Source organism: Anabaenopsis arnoldii (assembly GCF_028331025.1).
GTDB classification, from domain to species: Bacteria; Cyanobacteriota; Cyanobacteriia; order Cyanobacteriales; family Nostocaceae; genus Anabaenopsis; species Anabaenopsis arnoldii.
The window spans coordinates 1-10,400 of record NZ_JAQMUH010000057.1; the positions used below are offsets into that span (position 1 = coordinate 1).

Below are 10,400 nucleotides of genomic sequence, written 5' to 3' on the forward strand. Positions count from 1 at the left end.
GGACAGCGCTTCCATGCACTTAAATCAGGTCGTCGTGAAGGTCGGGTGAACATAATTGCCGCGCTGTGTAACCATCAGCTGATAGCTCCTTTCACTGTTGAGGGTGCGTGTAATCGAATAGTATTTGAGACTTGGCTTGAAACTTGTTTGCTTCCCACACTCAAACGGGACTGGTTGTGGTGATGGATAATGCCACATTTCATAAAGGTGGGCGCATTCAAGAACTGATTGAGGATGCAGGGTGTGACGTGTTCTACCACCTTATTCTCCAGACCTGAATCAGATTGAAAAATGTTGGTCTTGGTTAAAAAGTCGAATCCGCACGAGATGCCCTTTTTGCGTCCTAACCTCCTTGGCGGTTGCTATATTTTCCCAGTGATGCAAGATATAGCGGTTCCCAGTCTAATGAGGTACACTGATTAAGATAAGGCTGTCCATCTACTTAATGGTAAAAATGAAAGCATATTCTCTCGACTTTCGCCAAAAAATATTTGATACATACTTGGAAAGTGGAATATCACAACGTCAATTAGCAAAAAGATTCTGTGTAAGTTTAAGTTTTGTGGAGAAATTACTAAAGCAATATAGAGAAACACAAAGTATTGCTCCTAAACGGAGGACAAAACAAACTCCTACAAAGCTAAATTCTCAACAACTTAATATTCTCCAAGAAATAGTTGAAGCCAAGAATGATGCCACCTTGGGAGAAATTCGCTTAATTCTTCAAGAAAGAACAGGAATAACAATTGGTATATCTACAGTAGACCGGATGTTACAGAAGATGGAAATTAGCCTAAAAAAAAACATTGCACGCCTCCGAAAAAGAGACCCAAAGAGTTCAATCATTAAGAGTAGAATTCTGGCATCAGCTTCAGGGCATACCTGCTGAAAACCTTATATTTCTTGATGAATCGGGAGCTAATCTGTCTTTAATATAGAATTTCCCATGCTCGTGAGGTACAATTTTTTTTAGTTTGAGGGAATAGGGAACAGGGAATTGGTGTGTACTCCATGAACCTGAAAAAGGCTATAGAGGATATTTATAATTGGTTTACCCATTGTTGTTACTGTACCTCACTAGACTGACAAAGGCTATAAGATAAAAACAGATTTTTATTCAGAAGATCATGCAAGCATACAAACTCAAAGTAAAAATTGATTCATCTAATTGAGGAATTAACCAACTCTCCTTGACTGACTTAAACAACTAAGGGGTTTGAGATTGAAAATCAATCTTTGCTTTGTATTGCTTGATCTGTTCGTGAATCGCGTGTTGGTCGTCACCAGTGAGCAAAACAATCATCCTCTCACCCGCCATGATTGCCGTAATTGGCTGCTAACAGTATAAGTTCAATAGGTTATGATGCACTTACTCAGAAAAATTAACAACTTCCAGGGGAATAATGGTACAAACTAGTTAAATATTTGCGTAAATATTTGTAAACTATTAACAGCCCAGCAGCCACACGTCACATCTTGTTAAGGACTGATCATGAAACAACTTGTAATCGCGGAGCGCGTAGGCCTAATTGGCCACATCGTGTCAATGGTCTTTGGATTGGTAGGCATACTAATAGTAGTGCCGAATGCCGAAGTAATTTTCCATTTCTCTGAAATTGGACAAACTGCCATGCAGTGGAGTATGGCGGGAGGTGGTGTGGTCTATATGATCTTGGGAACCGCAGCTGTATTTTTGTATGGTTTGCGCACCTTGGGGTTAGGGAGAATTTTGGCATTTATGCTGCCAGCAATATTGATTTCCCTGACCAGTGAACTACTGGGAACCAGTACAGGATTTCCTTTCGGTCACTATAGCTATTTGAGCGGCTTGGGCTATAAAATTTCTGGTTTAGTGCCCTTCACAATTCCCCTATCATGGTTTTATTTGGGATGCGTTTCATACCTACTAGCCCGTGCTGGGTTAGAAGTGGACACAAAACCGGGCTGGTGGCGACATATTGTTGCTATTGCTTTAGGTTCCTTGCTGTTGACTTCCTGGGATTTTGTGCTTGATCCTGCCATGAGCCAAACTTCTCTACCCTTCTGGTATTGGCATCAACCGGGGGCTTTCTTTGGAATGCCTTATCAAAACTTTGCGGGTTGGTGGGGTACTGGTGCGGTGTTTATGACCGTCTCCGCCTTACTATGGAAAAACAACCCCATCAAATTTGAGCGATCGCAGCTGAATTTACCCTTAGTAGTATATTTAGCCAACTTTGGCTTTGCTACAGTCATGAGTTTAGCGGCGGGATTCTCCATCCCGGTAGTATTGGGCTGTTTCCTAGGAGTAGCCCCTGCGCTAGCACTGTGGTTAAAAGGGTCAGCAGTATCTAACCAAACTGATACCCAATCAACCACCAACCAAATTTCAGTGGCAAACATCGAAGTTGCCTTGAAATAAAATTAGGGGACAGGAAGACTACCGAAGACAAGGAAAAACTCATGTCTCCTGCCCAATTTTTTGTGTAATCACCATTTTCATTGCTAGATATTTTTATTGTGGAAAACGCTTTAACAGTAGAAAGCGTCATAACTTTTCTATTGCTACTTATTCAAATACCAGCAACGGCGATTTTACTTTCCCGTCTGTTGAAGGGGCCAAGAAGGTATCCCCCCATATCACCCCAACAGCCAACACCGGAACTTCTCGGTAGTGTGAGCGTTGTAGTTCCCACCCTTAACGAAGCCCTGCGTATTAGTCCGCTGTTATCTGGCTTAAGCCGCCAAAGTTACGAAGTGCGGGAAATTATTGTTGTAGACAGTAATTCCCAAGATGGAACCCCGGACTTAGTGAAAACTGCACAGCAGCAAGATCCGCGCTTTCGGTTAATCACAGATGACCCCTTACCGCCTAATTGGGTAGGTCGTCCCTGGGCTTTACATAACGGATTTTTGTATAGTTCCGAAGCAAGTAAGTGGTTTCTGGGGATGGATGCTGACACCCAACCACATCCGGGACTAGTTGCTAGTTTGGTGAAAACCGCAGAGGCCCAGGGATATGATTTAATTTCCCTCTCACCCCAGTTCATTCTCAAGTATCCCGGTGAATGCTGGCTGCAACCGGCATTATTAATGACTTTGCTTTATCGCTTCGACCCGGCGGGAATTACCACGACCCAGCCGGAAAGGGTGATGGCTAATGGTCAATGCTTTTTGTGTCGCCGTTCTGTTTTGGCTGCCGTCAGTGGTTATACTAGTGCTAGTAGTTCTTTTTGTGATGATGTCACCTTGGCGCGACATATTGCACAGCAAGGGTTTAAAGTAGGTTTTCTGGATGGCTCCCAGGTGCTGAAAGTGCGGATGTATGAGGGAGCAAGGGAAACTTGGAAGGAATGGGGTCGCAGTCTGGATTTAAAAGACGCATCTTTACCTGGTCAAGTGTGGGGCGATTTATGGTTACTCTGTGCAGTGCAAGGTTTACCTGTATTCCTTGTCCCTACTTGCTTGTTAGTTTCCTCCCCACCCCTATTATTGGGGTTAAATGTATTTCTGTTGGTTATTCGTTTTGCTCTGGTTTTTGCGATCGCACCTTCTTACGATCGCAAAACTGCTCAAGGTGGTTGGTTATTTTGGCTTTCTCCCTTAGCTGACCCCCTAGCTGTATTCCGAATCTTCCTTTCAGCATTGCGCACCCCCAGGGAATGGCGAGGGAGGAAGTATAACTGATTGCTTAGTTATATTTCATTTTCCGTTTCTAGGCGATCGCCTCGTTCTAGCTCCCAGAGAATTTGATTTCCTTCTCGTCTTACCCGTGACACAATCCAGTTGCGCCAGCGCCACTCGTCTCCCCGACTAGTGACGGCGCTGGCGTGGACATCCATCAAGTCTGCTAGTTCCGAACTGGTAATTAAATAGCCTTTTTCGGCAATTTCGTCAGCTATACGCAGAGTCTCCACCAAGTTTCTCAGTTGTTTGACCCTTGTTGTCGATAGTTGTTCTTCATTTGTGGCCGCATCTGTTACAGTGGATGGTTCCATGGCATTCATATCTGACATAAAAGTACTGTGTTCTTGTGTACTTTTGTGAACTATTGTAGATTTAGATTCATAACAGGCTACCTTTTCCCTGTCGCCTTCACCTAAAGAATGTAAAGATTTATAGGAATCAGTAGGAGATAGTTCTTGTAGAGATGGGATTTGACCGCTAGCAAATGAGCGAGCAATCACATCACAGCGCTCGTTACCTATGTTACCAGAATGCCCGCGCACGTGCTGCCAATTTATTTGTGGAGTATTCAGTTGATCGAGAATTTCTAATAGGTCTTGGTTCTGGACGGGTTTACCATCAGCCTTTTTCCAGCCTTTTTTTTTCCATCCTGGTAACCACTTGGTGACACACTTAATCAGATATTCACTATCGGTATACAGGGTAATGGGTTCACTTTGTCGATATTCATGGAAGAATTTTAAAGCTGAGATCGCCGCTGTCATCTCCATCTTATTATTAGTCGTATAATTGACAGCATCACCCATTTCATGAACTGCGCCATCGGTAAAATAAGCTACTACACCCCAACCCCCAGGACCAGGGTTACCAGTGCAAGCGCCATCGGTGTATATAGTTTGAATTTTGCGTTGGTTGGACATAGTGCGGATTTGATAAAATATACAACCTTACTCCCAACCCATCTCCTGAGCAAGGAGAAGGGAGAATTTGATACAGGTCAGAAGCGAGGTGAGGTGAGAAACCTTTTGTTGTATGTTACTTAATTTCCAGTCCCAGTACCTGAGATGAGGACAATTCCCCAAGTGATCTAAGATTGTTGGGTATTCTCTATTTGATTTTCTTCTTGCCAGCAGAACGATGATTGAAGTCGAACATCTGTGTAAAACTTACGGTTCTACCCCAGCTATTGATGATGTTACCTTTAGGGTTGAACCAGGGGAAATTTTAGGATTTTTGGGACCCAATGGTGCGGGTAAAACTACAACCATGCGGATTTTAGCGGGTTATTTACCAGCTACCAAGGGTAAAGCCGCAATTGCTGGCTTTGATGTTCATGAAAATTCCCTCGCAGTTCGTCAACGCATTGGTTATTTACCGGAAACACCGCCGTTATATCCAGAAATGACCGTGGAGGGATTCTTAGATTTTGTCGCACAAATTAAAGGTGTTCCTGCGGGCGATCGCCCCCAGAAGGTGACAGCAGCGATTAAACGCTGTAACTTAGAAGATAAGCGCCAAGTAATTATCCGCAAACTATCTAAAGGATACCGCCAAAGAGTCGGCATTGCTCAAGCGATCGTCCACGACCCACCAGTAATTATTTTAGATGAACCCACTGTGGGACTTGACCCCCGACAAATTATTGAAGTCCGCAATTTAATTAAAAGTCTCGCTGGTACTCACACCATTATTCTGTCTACCCACATTTTGCCGGAGGTGAGTATGACTTGTAGCCGTGTCGCTATTATCAACGGGGGTAAAATTGTGGCCACGAATACACCAGAAAACCTGATGACCCAGTTATCAGGTGGGTCAGCATATGAAATAGAAATTGAGGGAGATGGTGATTTAGCAACACAAACTTTGCAAAATATCCCCGGTGTAAGTCTGGTAGAATCTGTTTCTAGTAATCATCCATGTGATGACAACCGCGCTCACTTGCGGGTAATTTCCCAACCTGGAATGGAAGCGGGAAAAGATATTGCTGCAACATTGGTCACTGCGGGTTGGGGATTACATGAAATGCGACGTGTTAGCGCTACCCTAGAAGATGTATTTTTGCAATTGACTACAGCAGAAAAAAATCTAGATTCAGATTCACCAAACTAAGGAGCTTTAATGGGTATAGTGCTGAGTAATATTATTGCTATTTATCGCCGAGAGTTACAGAGTTATTTTATCTCTCCCTTTGCCTATGCGATCGCCAGTGTATTTTGGTTGATAGCGGGGTTATTCTTTGTAACAATTTTAGTAGGGCCTGATGGGATTTTACCAACAGTTGCCCAAATCGACCTCCAAGGACAACAGCTAAATATACCAATCCCACCTATAGATGTCCCCTATGAGTTTATCCGTGCATTCCTGGATAGATTGGGGTGGTTACTGTTATTTATCTTACCAATACTGTCTATGGGATTGTATGGGTCAGAACGCAAGCTGGGTACTTTGGAACTGTTAGCCACCTCACCAGTGACTAACTGGGCGGTAGCAGTGGGTAAATTATTAGGTGTACTCACATTTTTTACTACTCTGATTGTACCCTTATTCATCTTGCAGGCGATCGCCATCAGTGCATCTAACCCACCTATGTCGCCCACAATTACCTTACTAGGGAATTTGGGCTTAATTTTACTAGCTGCGGCAATATTATCATTAGGAATGTTTATTTCCTCCCTGACCGACAGCACTATTTTATCTGCTGTCCTCACCTTCGCGGTAATTTTATTATTATTGTTTGTTGATGTGATTGCTAAGGGGATGGGTGGAACTATGGGAGAAATAATAGGTCATTTCTCATTATTAAAACATTACAATACTCTGATTCAAGGTATTTTCGATAGCAGCGCCGTGATTTTATTCAGTAGTTATATATTCTTGGGTATTTTTCTCACGGCCCAGTCAATTGATGCACTGCGTTTTGGGCGGCGGTAATTAGGGAACCAATGACTAATCAGTAATTACAAATGAAAATTATCAAAAAAAACCAACCGGTAAAATACTTATTTTTTTTAGGATTATTTTTACTTGCTGTCGGGTTAACATCTGGAATAGTGGCGGAAACCTGGGGAATCATCCCCCTGATATTCCTGATTACAGGAACTATTACCCTTAGTTTGTGGATAGTATTGCAAAGTCAGCAATATCAATGGTGGAATAGTCGTTCCACCCAAGCAGGTGCTAATGCTGTGATTGTCATTGTAGCTGTATTCGCAATTGTGGGGTTACTTAACTTTTTGGGCACTCGTTATTACCTGCGTCAAGACTTAACAGAAACCCAATTATTTAGCCTAGCACCTCAATCTCAAGAATTAGTCAGGAGGTTAGAAAAACCAGTTAAAGTATGGGTATTTGATGTTAACAGAAATCCCCTAGACAAGGAACTACTAGAAAACTATGGGCGAGAAAGTTCCAAGTTTGAATTTGAGTATGTAGACCCCCAAGCTAGACCAACTCTAGCAAACAAATTTGGTGTTCAAGATTATGGGGAAGTGTACCTAGAATCGGGAGATAACCGCCAATTAGTCCAAAAACTAAATATCAATGAACGGTTGTCAGAAATTAGATTAACAAATCGTCTGCAACAAGTTAACAGTACAAGCACAACTCCAGTTTACTTTGTGCAAGGTCATGGCGAACATTCCTTAACATCAGGTCAAGGGGGAATTTCACAAGCCATTCAGGGATTAAGCAATATAAATTATAGTGGTTCACCACTGAATTTAGGAGAAAAATCTCAAGTTCCAAAAGATGTATCTGTTGTAGTCGTAGCTGGTGCTAAACGAGAATTATTTGATAGCGAGGTCAAGGCCTTACAAGATTATCTGAATGGTGGTGGAAATGTCCTATTAATGATTGACCCCAATACTAAGACTAATCTTGAGGGTTTACTTAAAGAATGGGGTGTTATTTTAGACAATCGTTTAGCTGTGGATGTTTCTGGATCTGCTGTAGGACTAGGCCCAGCTGTTCCGATTGTCACTGATTATGGACAACATCCTATTACGCAAGAGTTTGGTAATGGTATTTCCTTTTATCGATTAGCAAGACCTTTAGAAATTAACCCTGTAGCTGGAATTAAATCAACTATTTTACTACAAACTAAACCCTATCCTGACAGTTGGGCTGAAAGCGACCAGGAAAGCGAAAAATTAGAGTTTAACCCCGAAACAGATATCCCCGGACCTCTGACTTTAGGTGTGGCTTTGACTAAAACAATACCAACCACACCCACTGAAGGGGAAGAAAAACCCCCAGCACCGAGGATGGAATCCCGGTTAGTAGTGATTGGAGATTCGGAATTTGCTACTGATGGCTTATTTGAACAGCAACTAAATGGGGATGTGTTTCTTAACTCGGTGACTTGGTTAAGTCAACAAGACCAACAACCCCTTTCTATTCGTCCGAAGGAACCCAGAAATCGCCGGATTAACTTGAGCGTTTTCCAAACCACTATGTTAGCACTTTCATCTTTATTACTATTACCATTATTGGGGTTGGTAACGGCGGTTATTATTTGGTGGAAGCGGAGATAATCAAGACATATGAAATTACCACGCACAACTTTAGTTTTAATGTTTCTGGCTCTGGGTTTGGGTGGTTTTGTCTATTTCTATGAAATTAAAGGTACAACGCAGGGAGAAGAATTACAGGCGCAAAAGCAGCAAATTTTTACCTTTACAGAAGATGATATAGAATCTTTGACCATTCAGAAACAAGATGTCACCGTCAGTTTAGAACGCCGCACCCCATCAACAGAACCGCAATGGTTGTTAACATCTCCTTCCATAGAACCAGCTAATGATGCGATCGTTGCTTACTTAACGAATTTATTAGTTAATGGTGAAAGCGATCGCACATTAGAAGTTACACCTAATGAATTAGAGGAATTTGGTTTTAGTCAACCCTTGGCCAGGATTAATATTAAGTTGAAAAACCAGAAGACACACCAACTAATTTTAGGTAACTCTGACTTTAACAGTCGGTTTTTATATGCTCAAACTGAGGAGAATCAAGAAGAAAATGGTAAGATAAATGTCATACTTGTATCCACAGATTTTCAAAATGCTGTAAATCGGGAAGTTTCAGAATGGCAAGAACCAAAATATAATAGTGAGGCTCAAACAAACTCAGAAGATGAACTTATTAAAAATTAGGCGATCGCCACATTAAAACATAAAAAGCAGCGACAGAAAAATTAAACATCAACCTAGTACATGACCCAACCCACCGCCACTTTACTTATTTCCTGTCCTGACCAGAGAGGACTAGTTGCCAAATTTGCCAACTTTATCTATGCTAATGGTGGTAATATTATCCATGCAGACCAACATACGGACTTTTCGGCTGGATTATTTCTGACCCGGATAGAATGGCAGTTAGAGGGATTTAATTTACCACGAGAGCTGATTGGCCCTGCATTTAATGCGATCGCTCAACCTTTAAATGCTAAATGGCAATTACATTTTTCTGATACTATACCACGTATTGCTATATGGGTGAGTCGGCAAGACCATTGTTTATTTGATTTAATTTGGCGACAAAGAGCTAAGGAGTTCGCTGCTGAGGTTCCCTTAATTATTAGTAACCATGGTCAACTTAAGGAAGTAGCAGAGCAATTTGGTATTGATTTTTATCATATTCCTATTACTAAAGATAATAAGGCGGAACAGGAAGCCCAACAGCTAGAACTACTACAGAAATATAAGATTGATTTGGTAGTTTTAGCTAAATATATGCAGATTGTTAGTGCTGATTTTGTGGCTGGGTTTCCCCAAATTATCAATATTCATCATTCATTTTTACCGGCTTTTGTGGGTGCAAATCCCTATCACCGAGCTTTTGAACGTGGGGTAAAAATTATTGGTGCTACTGCTCACTATGCTACACCTGATTTAGATGCGGGTCCGATTATTGAGCAGGATGTGGTGCGAGTTAGTCACCGGGATGAGGTTGAGGATTTAATTAGGAAGGGTAAAGATTTAGAAAGGGTGGTTTTAGCTAGAGCGGTACGGTTACATCTGCAAAATCGGGTATTGGTCTATTCTAATAGGACGGTGGTATTTGAGTGATGATTATTGGTTGAGGGTTGAGGGTTGAGGGTTGAGGGTTGAGGGTTGAGGGTTAAATCAGACTGGGTATTAATTCTCACATTAATAATAAAAGTAAGGGCGATCGCCCCTCAAACCATAGGTATTAATCCTCACATTAATAACCACAACTAACGGCGATCGACTTGATTGGATATTAAGATGATTTATCTTGTCAAATATCTGCCCTAGGATAGATGACAAAATTACCTCAATAGTATAATTGATATTTAAATCTAGCATTTCCCATGCTCGTGAGGTACATTTTTTTTAGTTTGAGGGAACACCGGAACACCGGAATAGGGAATTGGGAATTGGGAATTGGGAATTGGTGTGTACTTCATGAGACTGAAAAAGGCTTTATAAAAAATTAATTACATTATTTAAAATTAAATTAATTATGGTATTTTTTGTACTATGAAGCGTAATTAAGCCAGTTCAAAACCTGAATTTTTACACCCCCGCCATTCCCCATGCTATCTACTACCCATAACACCCTTACCCCCGTGGCTATTGTATTTATTGATTCCACTGTATCCGACTATCAAACCCTCGCTGCGGGTGTTATACCAGGTATAACCACTGTTATCCTCAATCCTGATGAGGATGGTATAACTCAAATTACAAGATTTTTAGCACAGCATCCCC

11 protein-coding genes and 1 pseudogene are annotated in these 10,400 nt (G+C 41.6%); 10 read left to right on the top strand and 2 right to left on the bottom strand.

Going from position 1 to position 10,400, the window contains the following annotated elements; all coding sequences use genetic code 11:
* The 4 genes and pseudogenes from PN457_RS04420 to cruG form a co-directional block, all read left to right on the top strand.
* Nucleotides 1-322 (top strand): annotated as a pseudogene (locus PN457_RS04420) (transposase); the annotation flags it as partial.
* 132 nt (nt 323-454) lie between these two features.
* Nucleotides 455-889, top strand: a complete 435-nt coding sequence (locus tag PN457_RS04425; RefSeq protein WP_271731581.1) for a helix-turn-helix domain-containing protein — start codon at nt 455-457, stop codon at nt 887-889.
* 603 nt (nt 890-1,492) lie between these two features.
* Nucleotides 1,493-2,401, top strand: coding sequence for a gamma-carotene 1'-hydroxylase CruF (cruF, locus tag PN457_RS04430; RefSeq protein ID WP_271731583.1), 909 nt, complete (start codon nt 1,493-1,495; stop codon nt 2,399-2,401).
* 98 nt (nt 2,402-2,499) lie between these two features.
* A complete protein-coding gene (gene cruG / locus PN457_RS04435) occupies nt 2,500-3,666 on the top strand; it encodes a 2'-O-glycosyltransferase CruG (protein WP_271731585.1) in 1,167 nt (388 codons plus the stop codon).
* A gap of 8 nt (nt 3,667-3,674) precedes the next feature.
* Here the strand turns inward: cruG and rnhA are convergent, their stop codons facing one another.
* Nucleotides 3,675-4,586 (bottom strand): ribonuclease HI, encoded by a 912-nt coding sequence (gene rnhA, locus PN457_RS04440; RefSeq protein WP_271731586.1) that lies wholly within the window; start codon nt 4,584-4,586, stop codon nt 3,675-3,677.
* Between the two features lie 217 nt (nt 4,587-4,803).
* Here rnhA and PN457_RS04445 point away from each other — a divergent pair, with 217 nt between their 5' ends.
* From PN457_RS04445 to purU, 5 genes are read left to right on the top strand one after another with little or no spacing between them, the layout of a single operon-like run.
* The gene (locus PN457_RS04445; protein ID WP_271731587.1) at nt 4,804-5,775 is read left to right on the top strand and encodes an ABC transporter ATP-binding protein; all 972 of its coding nucleotides are present in this window, start codon (nt 4,804-4,806) and stop codon (nt 5,773-5,775) included.
* 9 nt (nt 5,776-5,784) lie between these two features.
* Nucleotides 5,785-6,597, top strand: coding sequence for an ABC transporter permease (locus tag PN457_RS04450; RefSeq protein ID WP_271731589.1), 813 nt, complete (start codon nt 5,785-5,787; stop codon nt 6,595-6,597).
* 32 nt (nt 6,598-6,629) lie between these two features.
* Nucleotides 6,630-8,198: a GldG family protein gene (locus PN457_RS04455; protein WP_271731590.1), complete on the top strand. Its 1,569-nt coding sequence runs from the start codon at nt 6,630-6,632 to the stop codon at nt 8,196-8,198.
* Nucleotides 8,199-8,207: 9 nt separating this feature from the next.
* On the top strand, nt 8,208-8,819 hold the full coding sequence (locus PN457_RS04460) for a DUF4340 domain-containing protein (protein ID WP_271731591.1): 612 nt from the start codon (nt 8,208-8,210) through the stop codon (nt 8,817-8,819).
* 60 nt (nt 8,820-8,879) lie between these two features.
* Nucleotides 8,880-9,734 (top strand): formyltetrahydrofolate deformylase, encoded by an 855-nt coding sequence (gene purU, locus PN457_RS04465; RefSeq protein ID WP_271731594.1) that lies wholly within the window; start codon nt 8,880-8,882, stop codon nt 9,732-9,734.
* A gap of 81 nt (nt 9,735-9,815) precedes the next feature.
* Here purU and PN457_RS04470 read toward each other — a convergent pair whose 3' ends face one another.
* Nucleotides 9,816-9,995 (bottom strand): hypothetical protein, encoded by a 180-nt coding sequence (locus PN457_RS04470; RefSeq protein WP_271731597.1) that lies wholly within the window; start codon nt 9,993-9,995, stop codon nt 9,816-9,818.
* 230 nt (nt 9,996-10,225) lie between these two features.
* Between PN457_RS04470 and PN457_RS04475 the strand changes: the two genes are divergently transcribed.
* Nucleotides 10,226-10,400: DUF4347 domain-containing protein (locus PN457_RS04475; RefSeq protein WP_271731599.1), on the top strand; the 175-nt coding region annotated here is incomplete at its 3' end.